This is a genomic window from Candidatus Pantoea floridensis (assembly GCF_900215435.1).
GTDB classification, from domain to species: Bacteria; Pseudomonadota; Gammaproteobacteria; order Enterobacterales; family Enterobacteriaceae; genus Pantoea; species Pantoea floridensis.
This window is the reverse complement of sequence record NZ_OCMY01000001.1, coordinates 2,155,147-2,172,965: the sequence shown is the minus strand read 5'-3', so window position 1 is coordinate 2,172,965 and position 17,819 is coordinate 2,155,147. Positions and strand designations below refer to the sequence as shown.

14 protein-coding genes are annotated in these 17,819 nt (G+C 58.1%); 4 read left to right on the top strand and 10 right to left on the bottom strand.

Annotated features, from left to right (window positions below; genetic code table 11):
- The first annotated feature begins 89 nt into the window (after window positions 1-89).
- Window positions 90-1,022 carry a LysR family transcriptional regulator gene (locus CRO19_RS10165; protein WP_097095724.1) on the top strand — a complete coding sequence of 311 codons (933 nt, stop codon included), beginning with the start codon at window positions 90-92 and terminating at the stop codon, window positions 1,020-1,022.
- 115 nt (window positions 1,023-1,137) lie between these two features.
- Here the strand turns inward: CRO19_RS10165 and CRO19_RS10160 are convergent, their stop codons facing one another.
- The 8 genes from CRO19_RS10160 to CRO19_RS10125 form a co-directional block, all read right to left on the bottom strand.
- The gene (locus CRO19_RS10160) at window positions 1,138-1,647 is read right to left on the bottom strand and encodes a TIGR00645 family protein (protein ID WP_097095723.1); all 510 of its coding nucleotides are present in this window, start codon (window positions 1,645-1,647) and stop codon (window positions 1,138-1,140) included.
- A gap of 54 nt (window positions 1,648-1,701) precedes the next feature.
- Window positions 1,702-4,374, bottom strand: a complete 2,673-nt coding sequence (kdpD, locus tag CRO19_RS10155; protein WP_097095722.1) for a two-component system sensor histidine kinase KdpD — start codon at window positions 4,372-4,374, stop codon at window positions 1,702-1,704.
- 119 nt (window positions 4,375-4,493) lie between these two features.
- Window positions 4,494-5,063 (bottom strand): potassium-transporting ATPase subunit KdpC, encoded by a 570-nt coding sequence (gene kdpC, locus CRO19_RS10150; RefSeq protein WP_097095721.1) that lies wholly within the window; start codon window positions 5,061-5,063, stop codon window positions 4,494-4,496.
- Between the two features lie 11 nt (window positions 5,064-5,074).
- Window positions 5,075-7,123, bottom strand: a complete 2,049-nt coding sequence (kdpB, locus tag CRO19_RS10145) for a potassium-transporting ATPase subunit KdpB (protein WP_097095720.1) — start codon at window positions 7,121-7,123, stop codon at window positions 5,075-5,077.
- Between the two features lie 7 nt (window positions 7,124-7,130).
- The gene (kdpA, locus tag CRO19_RS10140) at window positions 7,131-8,810 is read right to left on the bottom strand and encodes a potassium-transporting ATPase subunit KdpA (protein WP_097095719.1); all 1,680 of its coding nucleotides are present in this window, start codon (window positions 8,808-8,810) and stop codon (window positions 7,131-7,133) included.
- Window positions 8,810-8,899: a K(+)-transporting ATPase subunit F gene (gene kdpF / locus CRO19_RS10135; RefSeq protein ID WP_099686964.1), complete on the bottom strand. Its 90-nt coding sequence runs from the start codon at window positions 8,897-8,899 to the stop codon at window positions 8,810-8,812. Before kdpF ends, kdpA begins: the two co-directional genes overlap by 1 nt.
- Before the next feature lie 108 nt (window positions 8,900-9,007).
- Window positions 9,008-10,171 carry an HD-GYP domain-containing protein gene (locus CRO19_RS10130; protein WP_097095717.1) on the bottom strand — a complete coding sequence of 388 codons (1,164 nt, stop codon included), beginning with the start codon at window positions 10,169-10,171 and terminating at the stop codon, window positions 9,008-9,010.
- 164 nt (window positions 10,172-10,335) lie between these two features.
- The gene (locus CRO19_RS10125) at window positions 10,336-11,718 is read right to left on the bottom strand and encodes an MFS transporter (protein ID WP_097095716.1); all 1,383 of its coding nucleotides are present in this window, start codon (window positions 11,716-11,718) and stop codon (window positions 10,336-10,338) included.
- 423 nt (window positions 11,719-12,141) lie between these two features.
- On the opposite strand from CRO19_RS10125, the gene CRO19_RS10115 reads away from it, so the two are divergent.
- Window positions 12,142-13,056: a sugar ABC transporter substrate-binding protein gene (locus CRO19_RS10115; RefSeq protein WP_097095714.1), complete on the top strand. Its 915-nt coding sequence runs from the start codon at window positions 12,142-12,144 to the stop codon at window positions 13,054-13,056.
- A 77-nt stretch (window positions 13,057-13,133) separates the two neighbouring features.
- Here CRO19_RS10115 and CRO19_RS10110 read toward each other — a convergent pair whose 3' ends face one another.
- Complete coding sequence (locus tag CRO19_RS10110) at window positions 13,134-13,631, bottom strand: GNAT family N-acetyltransferase (protein WP_097095713.1); 498 nt, start codon at window positions 13,629-13,631, stop codon at window positions 13,134-13,136.
- Window positions 13,632-13,695: 64 nt separating this feature from the next.
- On the opposite strand from CRO19_RS10110, the gene CRO19_RS10105 reads away from it, so the two are divergent.
- On the top strand, window positions 13,696-15,528 hold the full coding sequence (locus CRO19_RS10105; protein WP_097095712.1) for an ABC transporter ATP-binding protein: 1,833 nt from the start codon (window positions 13,696-13,698) through the stop codon (window positions 15,526-15,528).
- Here the strand turns inward: CRO19_RS10105 and CRO19_RS10100 are convergent.
- On the bottom strand, window positions 15,525-16,649 hold the full coding sequence (locus CRO19_RS10100; RefSeq protein WP_097095711.1) for a GNAT family N-acetyltransferase: 1,125 nt from the start codon (window positions 16,647-16,649) through the stop codon (window positions 15,525-15,527). The genes CRO19_RS10105 and CRO19_RS10100 overlap by 4 nt on opposite strands.
- A gap of 264 nt (window positions 16,650-16,913) precedes the next feature.
- On the opposite strand from CRO19_RS10100, the gene CRO19_RS10095 reads away from it, so the two are divergent.
- Complete coding sequence (locus CRO19_RS10095) at window positions 16,914-17,813, top strand: LysR family transcriptional regulator (protein WP_097095710.1); 900 nt, start codon at window positions 16,914-16,916, stop codon at window positions 17,811-17,813.
- The last annotated feature ends 6 nt before the right edge of the window (window positions 17,814-17,819 follow it).

The following is a 17,819-nucleotide window of genomic DNA, read 5'->3' as shown; positions in this document are numbered from 1 at the left end:
GGATTCCCCCGAGAAAGTGCGCTTATTAAAGCGCGTCGCCGCCATACGCGGTAGAGTGTTCAAACACAGAACTGTTATACGTGGCGCGTATGAATACACCTTCCAGCGTTGACCGCATCGAACTGATGCAAACCTTTATCCGCATTGTTGAAAGTGGATCGCTCTCAGCGGCAGCGACGCAGCTGGGCACCACCCAGCCCACTATCAGCCGCCGCCTGCAGGCGCTTGAACAGCGGCTGGGCCTCAAATTGATTCTGCGTACCACCCATGCGCTGAAGCTCACCGATGATGGCGAGCGTTGTTATGCTCAGGCGCGTCAGCTGCTGGCCACCTGGCACGCGCTGGAAGATGATCTGACCGGGGCCAGTGACGATCCCATTGGCACCCTGCGGGTACGCGCGCCACACGCCTTTGGTCAGGATCAGCTGATTGAACCGCTGATTGATTATCTGCACCGCTATCCACGCTTAACGGTGGAGTGGACGCTGAATGACCGCACGCCGGACTTCATCAGTGAAAACATCGACTGCGCGATTCAGGTCGGTGCGCCGAGCGACTCATCCATCGTGGCGATATTGCTGGCTGAGGTGCCGCGCTTTGTGGTGGCGGCCCCCTCGCTGCTGGCGGCGTATCCGCCGGTGAAGGACGTATCGCAGCTCACCCAACTGCCGTGGCTGGCGCTGACCAGCTTTTATCGTAACGAAATCGCTTTGCAGCGTATCAGCGACGGGCAGCCGGTGAATCTGGCGATTGCCCCGCGCCTCGCCAGCGACAGTTTGTACGCGGTACGCAAAGCCGCCGTGGCCGGGATGGGCGCAGCAGTGGTGTCATCCTGGGTGGTGCAGGAAGATTTAGCGAAAGGGGATTTGATTCAGTTAATGCCAGAGTGGCAAGCGCCGCCGCTGCCGGTGTGGCTGACCTATCCGTGGGCCAGCTATTATCCGGCGCGATTACGGCAGTTTTTCGAGATGATTCGGGAAGTGATGCCAAAGCTGGCGGGAACGCAGCCGGCAACGCGGTAGTGGTTTTCCCCTCACCCTAACCCTCTCCCTGTGGGAGAGGGAACTGATGGCGGCACGGTCAGCCCCCTCGCCCGCTTGCGGGAGAGGGCTGGGGTGAGGGCTAGCGCGCACCAAACTACATCTTTGCCACTTGCTTATCCGCCTTCGACATATTATCCAGCCAGCCCATTACAAACGCCGACAGCACAAATGTCAGGTGAATAATCACGTACCACATCAGCTTTTCGTTGGCGACGTTACGGGCGTCCATAAAAATGCGCAGCAGATGAATCGATGAAATTGCCACAATCGATGCGGCGACTTTATTTTTCAGCGAGCCGGAATCCATTTTACCCAGCCAGCTCAGCTTCTCACGGTCTTCATCGATGTCCAGCTTAGAGACAAAATTCTCGTAACCCGAGAGCATCACCATCACCAGTAAACCGCCCACCAGCGTCATATCCACCAGCGACAGCAGCAGCAAAATCAGATCGTTTTCCGCAATGCTGAAAACATGCGGCAACAGGTGGAAAATTTCCTGGAAAAATTTGATGGTCAGCGCCAAAAGGCCCAATGAAAGTCCTATGTAAACCGGAGCCAGCAGCCAGCGCGATGAATACATCAGGTTTTCGATAAAACGTTCCATAAGTTCCCATTAATCAACAGACAAGTGGGCGAGTATAACCGAACTTATGTGAAGTTATTTCAGTCCCTCTTCAGAAATTTCAGGCGCGGCGGGCAGCGGCAGCGACAAACGAAACACCGCGCCACCTTCTGGCCGGTTTTCTGCCCAGATGCGCCCGCGATGCGATTCGATAATGGTTTTGCCAATCGCCAAACCCAACCCAACGCCGGGCACCGCTGACTCTTTATCCCCGCGCGCAAACTTGTCGAAAATGCGCGTGAGATTCTCTGGCGCAATGCCGGGTCCGCTATCCCACACTGCAATCTCCAGCCGATCTCGCTCGCGCCACGCACGAATGCCGTGCTGCGCGGCATTTCCAGCATATTTCAGGCTATTTTCAACCAGATTGGTAAACACGCGCTCCAGCATGGCGCTGTCGCCCTTGATCAGGACCATTTCGGGCAGGTCGAGAATAAATTCATGCCCCTTGAGCGACGGTCCCATGCTGCTCAGCGCGCCGCCAATCACCTCATCCAGCGCCACCCACTCTTCGCGCAGATTAAGCCCGCCCGACTGAATGCGCGCCATATCCAGCATGTTGCTCACTAAGCGGATGGTGCTCAGCGTCTGCTCGCGAATTTGGTTCGCCTGTCCCACATATTTCGACTGTTCGCTAGCGAGATCGAGCATCAGCATTTCCGCCTGGCCAAACAGCACCGTCAGCGGCGTGCGCAGATCGTGTGACAGCGCCGACAGCAGCGCATTACGCAGTTGCTCGCGCTCGGCGGCAAGACGCGACGCCGCTTCACTGTGCGACAGCGCCATACGCTCCAGCGCGTTGGCGATCAGTACGGTGAACGTTTCCAGCAGACGCTGCTGCTCGGGAATCATCAGCTGTCGCAGGTTTTCCGGCTCAACCACCAGCAAACCGCGACAATGACTGCCGCTTTTCAGCGGCAGAATCTGGTACGGCACCGCCGGTAAGGTATCGGTACCTGCGCCCGCGGGCTGGCCTTTGCTGAAGCTCCATTTGGCGATGGCGAGATCCGGCGGCGTGCCAATCGCGGTATCGCCCACGGTTTGTAGCTCGCCCTGTTCATCGGGCAACAGCAGCAAACTGCGCGCCTGCAAGGTAACGTCAATAATTCGCTGGCTGGTGGTGGCAATATCCTGCGGCGTGAGATCGCTGCCGAGGGATTTCGCCATCTCATACAGATGGCGCGCCCGCTGTTCACGATAGCGCGCCACTTTGGCCTGATAGCGCACGCCCGCCGTCAAATTCCCGACAATCACGCCCACCGCCAGCATCACCGCAAAGGTCACCAGATACTGTAAGTCCGATACCGCGACGGTACCGGTGGGAGCAACAAAAAACAGGTCAAAGGCGAGGATATTGATCACCGTGGCGAACACCGACGGCCAGCGCCCATAGCGCAGCGCTACCAGCACCACCGCCAGCAGATAAATCATGACGCCGTTGGCCGGATCAAACTCCTTCAGCAGCCAGCGGCCCACGGTGGTAACCAACACGCACAACAGCAACGCCATCAGGCAGCCGCGCAGGTGCAGCCGCCATTTTTCACCGCTGGCACGCTGGCCACCGAGCGGATGCGGCGCATCGCGCACCGGTTCGTCCAGCGCCACTACTAATAAATCGAGATCCGGACCGAGTTCGCCCAGACGTTGAGCAAAACTGTCGCGCCGCCAGCGCCGCTGTGGCTGGCGTCCGGTGACAATTTTGCCCAGATTATGCTCGCGCGCGTAACGCAGCACGGCACGCGCTTCATCAGGATCGGAGAGCGTCGCGGTTTCTGCCCCCAGCTCCTGCGCCAGCTGCAGCGTGCGCAAAATAGCGCGACGACGCGCCTCGGGCAGACGATTGAGGCGAGGCGTTTCCACATACACGGCGTGCCATTCGCTGCCGAGCCGTGCCGCCAGGCGCGCAGCGGTGCGCACCAGCTTTTCGCTGCCGGTGTCATCACCAATGCACAGCAGAATGGCATCACGCGTGTGCCACACTTTGTCGCGGCCCTGCTGATCGCGCCAGGCGCGCATCTGGTCATCCACGCGATCGGCGGTGCGTCGCAGCGCCAGCTCGCGCAGCGCGAACAGATTGCCTTTACGGAAGAAGTTTTCGATAGCGCGCTCGGCGCGGTCGCCGACGTAGACTTTGCCCTCTTTTAACCGCTGGCGCAGATCGTCCGGCGGCAGATCGACCAGCACCACTTCGTCGGCGCTATCAAAGAACGGATCGGGCACGGTTTCACGCACCTGAATACCGGTTACGCCGCCAACCACATCATTCAGGCTCTCCAGATGCTGGACGTTGACGGTAGTGATGACATCGATACCCGCCTCGAGCAGCTCCTCAATGTCCTGCCAGCGTTTAGGATGGCGTGAACCCTGCACGTTGGTGTGCGCCAGCTCATCCATCAGAATCACCGCCGGATGGCGCGCCAGCGCGGCATCAAGATCGAATTCAGCATGACGCGAACGCCCGGTGGCACGACGCGGCAGCACCGCCAGCCCGTTGAGCAGCGCGGCGGTCTCTTCGCGGCCATGCGTTTCCACCACGCCGGCTAACACATCGAGGCCTTGCGCGCGCAGGCGCTGTGCTTCCTGCAACATGGCGAAGGTTTTACCCACGCCCGCGCAGGCGCCGAAGTAGATTTTCAGCTTACCGCGATGGCTGTCGCTGTGATTCAGCAGCAGTGCATCGGGATCGGGGCGAGATATGTCGTCGTTCATCGATCGTCCATTGTAAAAACCGCGCGATAAATCGCCTATGTTTGCAGGTGCGCATGAATGCGCACCCTACGAAAATCTCGCAAAATTAGCGTAGGGTCGCCATTCATGGCGGCCGGTTGTTACTGCAAATCATCCAGCGCCATATTCAGGCGCAGCACGTTCACCGTCTCTTCACCGATAAACGGCAACAGCGGGCGCTCGGTTTGACGCGCAATCAGCGCCTCAACATCTTGCAGCGCCATGTGATGCGCGGCGGCGATGCGCGGAGCTTGCCACAAGGCCGCTTCCGGCGAAATATCAGGATCTAAACCGCTCGCCGACGCGGTGACCAACTCCACTGGCACCGCTTTAGCGGCCTGCGGATTCGCCGCGCGCAGCGCAGCGACGCGTTCCGCCACGGCTTTATCCAGCGCCGGATTGCTGGCGGCCAGATTACTGCCGCTGGAGGACAGCGGGTTATAAGGCGCATCACCGGTAGCGGAAGGACGGCCCCAAAAGTGGCCCGGCTGGCTAAAGGCCTGGCCGATCTGCTCAGAACCGCGCACCGCGCCATCCTGCTCAATCAGCGAACCCTTGGCCTGCGACGGGAACCACCACTGCGCCAAACCGGTGGTGAGCAGCGGATACACCGCGCCGGTAAGCAGCGTCAGTATCATTAACAATACAATAGCCGGACGTAACTGACTCATTTCTCTTCTCCTCAAGCCAGGCCAAGCAGCGTCAGCAGCAGGTCGATAGCTTTAATCCCGATAAACGGCACCACTAATCCGCCCGCGCCATAAATCCACAGGTTGCGACGCAGCAGCGCTGCGGCGCTCAACGGGCGATAACTTACGCCTTTTAGCGCCAGCGGGATCAGGAACACAATCACCAGCGCGTTGAAAATCACCGCCGACAGAATCGCCGAATTAGGCGAATGCAGCCCCATCACGTTCAACATGTTGAGCTGCGGATAGGTGGCGGCAAACGCGGCCGGAATAATGGCGAAATACTTCGCCACGTCGTTGGCGATACTGAAGGTGGTGAGCGAACCGCGCGTCATCAGCATCTGTTTGCCGATGTGCACCACTTCCAGCAGCTTGGTTGGGTTAGAGTCGAGATCGACCATGTTACCCGCCTCTTTTGCCGCCTGGGTACCGGAGTTCATCGCCACCGCCACGTCGGCCTGCGCCAGCGCCGGTGCGTCATTGGTGCCGTCGCCGGTCATCGCCACTAAGCGCCCTTCCGCCTGATACTGGCGAATCAGCGCCAGCTTAGCTTCCGGCGTGGCTTCCGACAGGAAATCATCAACGCCCGCTTCCGCCGCAATCGCCGCTGCGGTTAACGGGTTATCGCCGGTAATCATCACCGTTTTGATGCCCATCTTGCGCAGCTCGGCAAAGCGCTCTTTAATGCCGCCTTTGACGATATCTTTCAGCGCCACCACGCCCAGTACTTGTGCACCTTCAGCCACCACCAGCGGTGTACCGCCGGCGCGCGCCACCTCTTCAACGTCAGCGTTCACTTGCGCGGGAAAACGGCCGTTGCTGGCTTCGATATGGCGACGAACGGCATCTACCGCGCCTTTGCGGATCAGGCGATCCTGCACGTTGACGCCGCTCATACGCGTTTGCGCCGAGAATGGAATGAAGCTGGCGCCCATGCTGCTCAGATCGCGCTCACGCAGGTTAAATTTCTGCTTCGCCAGCACCACGATGCTGCGCCCTTCCGGGGTTTCATCGGCCAGCGACGCCAGCTGCGCCGCATCGGCCAGCTGCTGCTCGCTAACGCCCGGTGCCGGCAGGAATTGCGTCGCCTGACGATTGCCGAGGGTAATGGTGCCGGTTTTATCCAGCATCAACACATCGACGTCACCCGCCGCTTCAACGGCACGGCCGCTGGTAGCGATAACATTCGCACCGAGCATGCGGCTCATGCCCGCCACACCGATAGCCGACAACAAGCCGCCGATGGTGGTAGGAATCAGGCACACCAGCAGGGCGACCAGCACCGTCACGCTGACGGGCGTGCCACCATAGGCTGAGAAGGGCCACAGCGTGACGGTTGCCAGCAGGAACACAATCGTCAGCGACACCAGCAGAATGGTCAGCGCCACTTCGTTCGGCGTTTTGCGACGTTTGGCGCCTTCCACCATGGCGATCATGCGATCGAGGAAGGTTTCACCCGGATTGACGCTGCACTGAATCACCAGCCAGTCAGACAGAATGCGTGTACCGCCGGTTACGGAGGAGAAGTCGCCGCCGGATTCACGGATCACCGGCGCAGATTCACCGGTGATTGCGCTTTCATCCACCGATGCGCCACCCTCCAGCACTTCGCCGTCGCAGGGAATGATGTCACCGGCTTCCACCAGCACCACATCGCCTTTGCGCAGCGTGTCGGCGGCCACGTTGTGCCACTGCGCGCCATGGCGCGGTTCGGCCAATTTTTTCGCATCGCTGGTTTTGCTGATGCCTTTCAGGCTGTTGGCCTGCGCCTTGCTGCGCCCTTCCGCCAGCGCTTCGGCAAAGTTAGCAAACAGCACGGTGAACCACAGCCAGATGGCAACCGCAGCGGTAAAGCCAGCGCTGCCGCTGAGCGTGCCGACGGCCATGCCAGCCGCTAATACCGAGGTCAGCACGCTGCCGAGCCACACGATAAACATCACCGGGTTGCGGAACTGTACGCGCGGATCGAGTTTTTTTAGCGCATCCAGCATGGCAACGCGCGTTAGCGCCGCATCAACCAGCGCCAGTTGTTGACGACTCATGATTCCGTTATCCCTGAATAAGTTGCAGATGTTCCGCTACCGGGCCAAGCGCCAGCGCGGGGATGAACGTCAACGCGCCCACCAGCAAGACGGTGCCAATCAGTAGCGCGATAAACAGCGGGCCGTGCGTTGGCAGCGTACCGTTGCCCACCGGCTGAATTTTCTTCGCCGCCAGCGAACCGGCAATCGCCAGCACCGGAATGATGATGCCGAAACGACCGATCAACATGCAGAAACCCAGCAGCAGGTTCCAGAACGGCGTGTTGGCGCTCAGGCCGGCAAAGGCGCTGCCGTTGTTGTTGGCCGCCGATGACACCGCATACAGCACTTCGCTAAAGCCGTGAATGCCGGGATTGGCCATCCCCGCGCGGCCAGCGTCGGTCATCATCGCCAGCGCGGTACCGAGCAGCACCAGCGTTGGCGTCACCAGAATCGCCAGCGCGGTCATCTTCATCTCCCACACGTCGATCTTTTTGCCCATATATTCCGGCGTGCGACCGATCATCAACCCGGCGATAAACACCCCCAGCAGCACGAACAGCAGCATGCCGTACAGACCCGCGCCAACGCCGCCGAATACCACTTCACCCAACTGCATCAGCCACATCGGCACCATGCCGCCGAGCGCGGTGAAAGAGTCATGCATGGCGTTGACCGCACCGCACGATGCCGCGGTGGTGATCACCGCAAACAGGCTGGAGTTGAGGATGCCAAAGCGCGTCTCCTTACCTTCCATGTTGATGGCGCTGTCCGCGCCAAGCGTCAGGAAGTGCGGGTTACCACGCAGTTCGGCCCACATCACGGTGATCACCGCCAGCACGAACATAATGGTCATCGCCCACAGCAGCATGTGGCCCTGACGACGATCGCCAAGATGCTGACCAAAGGTGAAACAGAGCGCTGCCGGGATCAGGAAGATGCTCAGCATCTGGATGAAGTTACTCAGCGCCGTCGGGTTCTCGAACGGATGCGCCGAGTTGACGTTAAAGAAACCGCCGCCGTTGGTGCCAAGCATTTTGATCGCTTCCTGCGACGCCACCGGTCCGAGCGGCAGCGTCTGCTGCGCCCCTTCCAGCGTGGTGAGCGCGTGATAAGGCTCGAACGTTTGAATGCTGCCCTGGCTGACGAAGAACAGCGCCATCACCAGACTGATCGGCAGCAGCACGTAAACGGTGATGCGCGTCAGATCGCGCCAGGCGTTGCCGAGCGTCGCCAGCGAACGGTTGGCGAAACCACGAATCAGCGCAAACGCCACCGCGATGCCGGTTGCCGCCGACAGGAAGTTCTGCACCGTGAGGCCCGCCATCTGACTGAAATAGCTCAGCGTGCTCTCCCCGGCATAAGACTGCCAGTTAGTATTGGTGACGAAACTGATGGCGGTATTCAGCGCCAGATCCCAGCTCAGATTGGGCAGATGCTGTGGGTTGAGCGGCAGCGCCGCCTGCGTCATCAACATCAGCAGCAACACAGCAAAACCGAGCAGGTTAAACAGCAAAATCGCCAGCAGATAGTGCGGCCAGCGCATGGCGTCGCCGTCCGCGCCGGCCAGTCGCCACAGCGCGCGTTCGGTGCGCGGCAGCAGCGGCTTATCCGCGACGAACAGCGCGAGGTAACGACCCAGCGGTTGTGCCAGCACCATCAGTACCAGCAGGAATACCGCAATCAGCAAGAATGCATTCGCAGCCATCAGAACGCCTCCGCATTAAGCAGGGCATAAATCAGGTAGCCCAGAAGAATAAACACCAGCACGATGCTGGCTATCACGCCCACGCTCACAGCAACCTCCAGAGGATTTGGTAGTGCTGCAAGCATGCGCGGCGCGGCATAAAGAAGGGGTAAAAAGGCAGGAGACGGGCGTAAATAAAGTATAAAAATGGTGTGAAATTAAGCGCTTTCTAACGCCCAGATACGATTCAGATCGACGTTGTGCCACAGCCCGCTGTCCTCAGCGCCGGTAATACTGTCGGTGCAGAAGCTGTCGCCGAGATCGAGCGCTTCCGCTTTCACTTCGCGTTGAGCGTGAAGCGACCAGAAAACATGCACTTTTGGTTTCAGCAATGATTTTTCACCGCCCTGCACCACCAGCGCCACGCGCCCGGAAGCCAGCCGTACCAGCGATCCCACCGGATAAATCCCGATAGTACGCACGAAAGTATGCATCAGCGTGTTGTCGAAATGGCCGCGCCAGCTCAGCATATGGTGCATCGCTTCAGCAGGGGTCCAGCCTTTGCGATACGCGCGATTCGAGGTCACCGCATCATAGACGTCACACACCGCCGCCATGCGGGAAAACAGCGTGATGTCCTCTCCTTTCAGGCCGTGTGGATAGCCGCTGCCGTCATATTTTTCATGGTGGTGCAGCGCGATATCCAGCAGATCTTCACCGGCATCGGCTTCCATCAACATCTGCGCGCCGACAATCGGATGCTGGCGCATCACGGTAAACTCTTCGTCGCTCAGCCTGCCGGGCTTGTTGAGAATCTCCAGCGGCACCGCCGCTTTACCGACATCATGCAGCAAACCGCCCATGCCGACGCGACGCAGCTGTTGCTCATCCAGGCCCATTTTTTTGCCGAGCGAAATCATTAATCCGCACACCGCCATCGAGTGCAGATAGGTGTAATCGTCATGATTTTTCAGCCGTGCCACACTGAGCAATGCCGTTGGCTCGCGGGTAATCGAACCGGCAATTTGATCCACCAGATCAAGGGTATAATCAAGGTCAAGCCTTTGCCCCATGCGCGCCTCATTAAACATCGCCAGCACCTGCGGCTTCCCCTGATTGAAAATACTTTGCGCTTGATCCATCTCCTGAAAAAAGGGCGTTTGCGGAATTGCTTTCTGCGGCATAGGCTCGACAGGAGCCTGAACCGATTTATCGAGATCGATCCACAACTGCAGGATCCCCTCGTTACGGATCATCGCGATCTGGCGTTTATCGGTGATCAGCATTTGGTTGCGGATGCGCTTATCTTTTACCCACCAAACCTCAAGTTTGTGGATAAACATGCCCTGCCGCAGTTCGTCAACGTTAATCAGCTTTATCACGATATCGCTCCTTAATATCAGTGGGTGGTAAGGAGATATCGGCAGCTGAACAAAAAATCTTCAGGAGGGATTTGTGCGATTGGTGAGGATTGTGGGGGGAGGTGCGCATCGATGCGCACCGTATGACGGTAAGGGCTTTGACCAGGTGCGCATAAATGCGCCCCCTACGGGGTTGTAGGGTCGCCATTCATGGCGACCTGGCTTGAAGTCTCCTGCTCCTCGCCGACGCGTTCAATCGGTCCCATCACCAGCAGGAACAGCAGTGCCGCGACGACGCAGTGCGCACCCACGAATACCAGCCCGATGCTGTAACTGCCGGTTAAACCGACGATGATGCCGAACAGCAGCGGCGTGATAAAACCAGCCATATTGCCGATGCCGTTAAAAATCGCACCTGCCAGGCCAACCGCTTCTTTCGGTGCGGTATCGCTAACAATCGTCCAGGTGCCCGCGCCTGCCGCCACGCCTTTGCCAAAGAAGGCGAAGGACATAATGGCGATAATGCCGACGTTGCTGGGGATAATCGCCGCCAGAATCAGCGATGCGGCCATCAGCATGCCAACGATATACGGCGTCTTACGCGCCCACGACAAACTCCAGCCGTTCGCCAGCAGTTTGTCGGAGATATAGCCGCCGCTGATACCGCCGAGGAAGCCGAACAGCGCCGGCGCGATGGTGGCAAAGCCGGCATCCATAATGTTCATGCCGCGCGCCTGCACCAGATAGATCGGGAACCAGGTGATAAAGAAGTAGCTCAGCGCAATAGTGCAATATTGGCCGATATAGGCGCACCACAGCATGCGGTTACTCAGCAGCTTTTTGAACATCGCTTTGCTCAGCGGCGGCCGGGCTTTTAAGGTGTGCGCCTCATCAATATCCACCAGCGCACCGCCCTGCTCGATATAGCGCAGCTCCGCGTCCGATACCTGTGGATGGTGGCGCGGGCTGCGCATAAAGCCCATCCAGACAAACACCGCCAACACGCCAATGCCGCCCAACACAAAGAATGGCCATTCCCAGCCGAAGCGCGACACCAGCCAGCCAGAAAGCGGCGAGAAGATGGCCACGGCAAAATATTGCGCCGAAGCAAATAACGAAGAGGCACGACCGCGTTCAGCGCTCGGAAACCACATAATCACCGCGCGCGCATTGGCAGGAAAACTCGGTGCTTCAATCAGGCCCAGTGCAAAACGCAGCGCAAACATCAGCGTTAACGCCATGGTCATTCCGCTGGAGAACTCTCCCACAAAGCCCATTAGCAGCGTGGAAATCGACCACAGCGCCAGCGTCACGCCATAAACTTTTTTGGTGCCGAAGCGATCGAGAAACAGCCCGCCAGGGATCTGGCCGATCACATACGCCCAGCTGAAGGCTGAGAGGATCAGGCCAAGCTGAATCGCCGAAAGTCCAAACTCATCTTTGATCGCCGATCCGGAGATCGACAGGATCGAACGGTCGGCGTACGCCACCACGGAAAGAAACAGGATCAAGCATAAGATCCACACGCGTACGTGGCTATTCTGCCTGCGGTTATTGGCTTGTTGCATGGGCTGAATTCCTTAATGAGTGCGCTCGATGTCTTGCAGGAATACCGCTTTATTTCCCCTGTTCAGCAACTATAGGAAGCCAATTCAGCCGCAGTCATTGGGCGAATGGCGGAATCGCGCGGGCAAAATGGCATCGGATTTGGCAACTGCCACAAGGCGAGGTGCGGCGCTGCACAAAACCAACAAGAACAGCGTGCTTTTGCACCAGAATGTGCGCCTGTTCCAGGAAAATCCTTCGCATCAACACTATGAGCGCGCGAAGGGAGGGCGCGCCTGGCAGCAAAGTGTGCGCTTAGCTGCAAAATCCGCCCAAGCAGATTGTCAGCCGCCTGACGGACTCGTAGGCTGAAAATGATTTCATTGAGCCATTTTTAATTCCAATGAAACATTCATTCTAATAACAAGCTTACTCTGGAGTCTGCGATGAAAACCCTCAAGGCGATTGTGTTGCTCGGCCTGCTCTCAGTTTCTGCCTCGGCACTGGCGGAAAAAATTGGCGTATCAATGGCCTACTTCGATCAAAACTTCCTGACGATTATTCGCCAGTCGATTGATAAAGAAGCTAAAGCGCGCGGACTCGATATTCAGTTTGAAGATGCACGCGGTGACGTTGGCCGCCAAACCGATCAGGTGCAGAGTTTCATCGGCTCAGGTGTGGACGCCATCATCGTCGATCCAGTCGATTCCGCCAGCACGCCGCAACTCACCAGGCTGGCGCAGCAGGCGAAAATTCCGCTGGTGTACGTTAACCGCACGCCGGGCGATAAATCGCTGCCGCCGGGCGTAGTGTTTGTCGGCTCCGACGAGCGTGAATCCGGCACTTTGCAGATGGAAGCGCTGGCCAAAATGGCCAATTACAAAGGTAACGTGGCGATCATGATCGGCAACCTGACCGATGCCGGCGCGCTGCAACGTACTAAAGACGTTGAACAAGTGGTGGCGAAATATCCCGGCATGAAAGTGGTGCAGAAGCAGCCCGCCAACTATGCGCGTAATGAAGGCATGGATCTGATGAACAACTGGCTGGGCAACGATGAAGCGATTGATATTGTTGCCGCCAATAACGATGAGATGGCGATTGGCGCAGCAATGGCGCTGGCCAAGGGCAACAAAAAAGTGCTGGTGGGCGGCATCGATGCCACGCCGGATGGTTTGAAAGCGCTGTCGCAGGACAAGATTCAGGTGACGGTGTTCCAGGATGCGGTCGGCCAGGGCAAAGCGTCGGTGGATGTGGCGCAGAAGCTGATTAAAGGCGAGAACGTCGATTCACACGTGTGGATCCCGTTCGAGCTGGTAACCAAAGAGAATATGCAGAAGTACGTGGAAAAGAGTCAGTAACAGGTCAAATTCGCGCGATAAATCGCGCCGCTACAAAAATGTGCACAACCCGTAGCGGCGCAATTTATTGCGCAAAATCAATCAGTTTTTAGTTTAGCCATCTGCACAATATCGTGATACTCGCCGTCGCGCAGGCAGGCTTTGCGCTTCACGCCTTCGCGCTCGAAGCCCAGCTTTTGATACAGGCCCAGCGCGCGCTCGTTGTCGTGGAACACTTCCAGCTCAATGCGCATTATCCCCAGCCAGTTGTAGGCGTAATCGATGGCGTGGCGAATCAGCTTTTCACCGATGCCGCGTCCGCCATAAGCCGGATCGACGCTAATGCCAAAACTGATGCTGTGGCGGGTACGCGGGCGCTGCTCAACAAATAGCGTCAGCTCGCCAACCATCGCGCCATCAATCTCCGCCACAAAGCCGATATACCCCAGCTCATCCATTTTCTCGAACTTTTTCTCCCAGGTCGCCACGCTAGGACACGGCAGCTGCGTGGTCCAGCGATACACATCAGGATGGCTATAAAGACGCTGGTAGGCGGCGGCATCGCCCGGTTCACGACCGCGAATCAGTAAATCCATGTCGGTAATCCCTTTTCACTTGCACTAAGCTGTTAACTCTCACCAATTTGGGAAGAGTGACTCTATGTTGTATCGTCGTTTTGAACGTTTTATCAATATTTTCCAGGATGCGCCAACCGATTCCCCACCTTCCAGCGTTTGGCCGTTTTACTTCTATTATCTGCGTCAGGTTTGGCCAAGCTTTGTCGCGCTGCTGATTGTTGGGCTGGCGCAGGCGCTGATTGAAGTGGCGCTGTTTAGCTATCTCAGCCGCATTATTGACCTGGTTAATCACTCCACGCCCGCCACGCTGTTTAGCGATAACGGGCCGGTGCTGCTGTGGATGGCCTTTGTGGCGCTGATCCTGCGGCCGGTGGTGATTGCCGTACACGACATGCTGGTACATCAAAGCATTAACCCGAGTATGACCAGCATGATCCGCTGGCAGCATCACAACTACGTGCTGCGCCAAAGTCTGAACTTCTTCCAGAACGATTTTGCCGGGCGCATCGCCCAGCGCATCATGCAAACCGGTAACTCACTGCGTGATTCGGCGGTACAGCTGGTGGATGCCATCTGGCACGTGGTGATCTATGCGGTGACCTCGCTGGTGCTGTTCGCCGAAGCGGACTGGCGCCTGATGATTCCGCTGGTGATCTGGATTGTCGCCTACAGCGTATCGCTGAGCTTCTTCGTGCCGCGCGTCAAGCAGCGTTCGGTGGTGTCATCGGAAGCACGCTCCAAATTGATGGGCACCATCGTCGATGGCTACACCAATATCGCCACCATCAAACTGTTCTCGCATAACGATCTGGAGAAGCGTTACGCGCGCGAAGCGATTCAGGAGCAAACCGACAAAACCCAGCATGCCAGCCGCATGGTGACCACCATGGATATCACGCTCTCAACGCTGAATGGTCTGCTGATTGTCAGCACCTCGGCGCTGGCGTTGTGGCTGTGGAGCCAGTCGCTGATAAGCGTAGGTGCGATTGCGCTGGCGACCGGTTTGGTGATCCGCCTGGTGAACATGTCCGGCTGGATCATGTGGGTAGTGAACGGCATCTTCGAAAATATCGGCATGGTACAGGATGGCCTGAACACCATCGCGCAGCCGCTGAGCGTGCAGGATGAGCCCAACGCTAAAAAGATGCAGGTGACGCGCGGCCAGATCCGCTTCGAAGATGTACGTTTCGATTACGGCGGCAGCCGTCAGGTGATCAATCGCCTCAATCTCAACATTAAGCCAGGCGAGAAAATCGGTTTGATTGGCCCGTCCGGTGCCGGTAAATCCACCCTGGTGAATCTGCTACTGCGGCTGTATGACATCAACAGCGGGCGCATTGTGATTGACGATCAGAACATCGCCGAAGTGACGCAGGAGAGCCTGCGCGGGCAAATCGGCATGATCACCCAGGATACCTCGCTGCTGCACCGCTCGATTCGCGACAACCTGCTGTATGGTCGACCAGACGCGACAGAAGCGGAGTTGCAGGCGGCGATTATCCGCGCGCGCGCCGACGAGTTCATTCCGCTGCTCTCCGATCCGCAAGGCCGTACCGGGCTGGATGCGCACGTTGGCGAACGCGGCGTGAAGCTGTCGGGCGGCCAGCGTCAGCGTATCGCTATCGCCCGCGTGCTGCTGAAAGATGCGCCGATTCTGATCATGGATGAAGCCACCTCCGCGCTCGATTCCGAGGTAGAAGCGGCGATTCAGGAGAGCCTGGAAACGCTGATGCAGGGCAAAACGGTGATCGCCATCGCGCACCGTCTCTCCACTATCGCGAAGATGGATCGTCTGGTGGTGCTGGAGAAAGGGGAGATTGTCGAGATGGGCAACCACCGCGAACTGCTGGCGCAAGGCGGCTTGTACGCGCGCCTGTGGCAGCATCAGACCGGCGGTTTTGTCGGCGCGGATTAATCACCGCGTCGATACGGCAGGGATTCGCGCGCTTCTATCGCCCAGGCGCGCACCCCTGCCCGTTCCTGCTGCAGATAATCGGCTACCGCTTCACGCAACCCGGGATGAGACAGATAGTGCCACGAGTGCGTGATGTGCGGCTCAAAGCCGCGTACCAGCTTGTGCTCGCCCTGCGCACCGGCATCAAAACGCTGCAAACCTTCCGCAATGGCGAAATCCATGCCCTGATAAAAACAGGTTTCAAAATGCAGGCGATCAAACTCCGCCAGGCAGCCCCAATAGCGGCCATACAGCGTATTGCCATCCACTAAACAGAACGCCATCGCCGCCGGTTGGCCCTGCAGCGTCGAAATCACCACCCGAATCGAACGTGGCATCCGTTCTGCCAGCAGGCTAAAAAATTGGCGCGTCAGATACGGTCGCTGACCGCGCACCGCATAGGTGTTGGCGTAACAGGTGTAGATGAAATCCCACTGATCTTCGCGCAGCTCATCGCCGCGATACCAGGTGAAATCAAAACCGTTGTTCATCACCTGTTCACGCTCTTTGCGCAGCTGTTTACGCTTGCGTGACATCAGCGTGTCGAGGAAATCCTGGAAATCGCGATAGCCTTTATTATGCCAGTGATACTGCAGACCAAGGCGCTCCAGCCAATCTGGCTGCTGTTCAATGATTTGGTTAGCGAACGGCGTGGTGAAGTTGATATGCGCACCGCTCAGGCCGTGCTCAAACAGGTTATCCGGCAGCGCGTTGAGCAGTTTTCGCACCGCCGCTTCATCGCCCAGCAGGCGTGCGCCGGTTACTGGGCTGAACGGAATCGCGCCCAGCCATTTCGGGTAATACGCAATACCCGCGCGCTGACAGGCATCCGCCCACGCATGGTCAAACACATATTCCCCGCGCGAATGGCGTTTGCGATAGCCCGGCAGCGCCGCGCGCACGCTACCATTCTCACGCCATAACAGGTGATCGGGCTGCCAGCCATTTTCCGGCCGAACGCTGCCGCTCTCTTCTAATGTCAGGAGAAAGGCGTGGCGTAAAAAAGGTTGATCGTCAGGTAACAGCGCATCCCACTCGACAGCAGAAATCTCCGCCAGCGACGACAGATGAAACAAAGACATTCACGGCTCCCGGCCAGGTGAAAGCAAAAGTCTAGTTCAACAGGTTTTCCCGCGCGGGAAAAGGTGCAGCGCACTGAATGTGTAATGGAGGTATTTAACCGGTTGCGCGCCCTGCGGTTGATTGATTTTAGGTCGCCATAAATGGCGCCCCTACGATGGACCGACGCGTTTTGTAGGGTCGCCATTCATGGCGACCGTGTGCACAATTTGACACGGGCGACCCGCAGGCCGCACCCTACGATTTTCTCGTCACCTGGAATCTTGATGGATCGACTCGATTGTGACCGCATGTTCGTCGCGGTGCTGGAAGTGGGCAGCTTTGCCGGCGCGGCGGCGCGTCTTGGCACCAGCAGTGGCCAGGCCTCAAAGCTGGTTTCGCGGCTTGAGCAGGAGCTCGGTGTGCAGCTGTTGAAACGCAGCACGCGCGCGCTGTCGCCCACTGAAGTCGGTCGCACCTACTACGAGCGAGTGAAAACGCTGCTGGAAGCCTTTGCTACGCTGGATGCCACAGTGCGCGACAGTGCGACTACGCCAACCGGCCGCCTGAAAATCAGCGCTCCAGGCACTTTCGGCACGGCGATACTTTCCAGCGTATTGGTCGAGTTCGCACGCCACTATCCGCAGATCGAACTCGACGTTAACTTCTCCGATCGCGCAGTGAATATCGTCGATGAAGGATTTGATATGGCGATCCGTATCGGCAAGCTCGACGACAGCAGCCTAATCGCCCGCCGCCTCGGCGATGTGCCGATTCGCGTTGCTGCCTCTCCGGGCTATTTGCTCCAGCACGGCACGCCGCAGCACTGGCGCGATTTGGCGACGCATCAATGTATTAGTGACACCAACTTCCGCGATCCCTGGCATTGGCCGTTCGTTACGCCGTGCGGCGACAGCGTAAGCATGCCGATTCGTGGTCGTCTCTGTTTCTCCAATACCGAAGCCTGTTTACAGGCGGCGATGGCCGGATTAGGCATCGCGCGCCTGCCGGGCTTTATTGCCGTATCCGCGCTGCAGCGTGGCGATATCGTCCCATTGCTGGAAGCGTTTGCTACGCCGCCGCTCGGCCTGTTTGCGCTCTATCCGCCGGCGCGCCATCTGGCGCAAAAAACCCGGCTGCTGATCGATTTCCTCGCCAACCATTTCCAGCACCATCCGCCCGGCTGACTCCTT

Coding starts and splice junctions, on each gene's coding strand:
- CRO19_RS10165 (WP_097095724.1), top strand. CDS start 90: ATGAATACACCTTCCAGCGTTGACCGCATCGAACTGATGCAAACCTTT.
- CRO19_RS10160 (WP_097095723.1), bottom strand. CDS start 1,647: ATGGAACGTTTTATCGAAAACCTGATGTATTCATCGCGCTGGCTGCTG.
- kdpD (WP_097095722.1), bottom strand. CDS start 4,374: ATGAACGACGACATATCTCGCCCCGATCCCGATGCACTGCTGCTGAAT.
- kdpC (WP_097095721.1), bottom strand. CDS start 5,063: ATGAGTCAGTTACGTCCGGCTATTGTATTGTTAATGATACTGACGCTG.
- kdpB (WP_097095720.1), bottom strand. CDS start 7,123: ATGAGTCGTCAACAACTGGCGCTGGTTGATGCGGCGCTAACGCGCGTT.
- kdpA (WP_097095719.1), bottom strand. CDS start 8,810: ATGGCTGCGAATGCATTCTTGCTGATTGCGGTATTCCTGCTGGTACTG.
- CRO19_RS10125 (WP_097095716.1), bottom strand. CDS start 11,718: ATGCAACAAGCCAATAACCGCAGGCAGAATAGCCACGTACGCGTGTGG.
- CRO19_RS10115 (WP_097095714.1), top strand. CDS start 12,142: ATGAAAACCCTCAAGGCGATTGTGTTGCTCGGCCTGCTCTCAGTTTCT.
- CRO19_RS10110 (WP_097095713.1), bottom strand. CDS start 13,631: ATGGATTTACTGATTCGCGGTCGTGAACCGGGCGATGCCGCCGCCTAC.
- CRO19_RS10105 (WP_097095712.1), top strand. CDS start 13,696: ATGTTGTATCGTCGTTTTGAACGTTTTATCAATATTTTCCAGGATGCG.
- CRO19_RS10100 (WP_097095711.1), bottom strand. CDS start 16,649: ATGTCTTTGTTTCATCTGTCGTCGCTGGCGGAGATTTCTGCTGTCGAG.
- CRO19_RS10095 (WP_097095710.1), top strand. CDS start 16,914: ATGGATCGACTCGATTGTGACCGCATGTTCGTCGCGGTGCTGGAAGTG.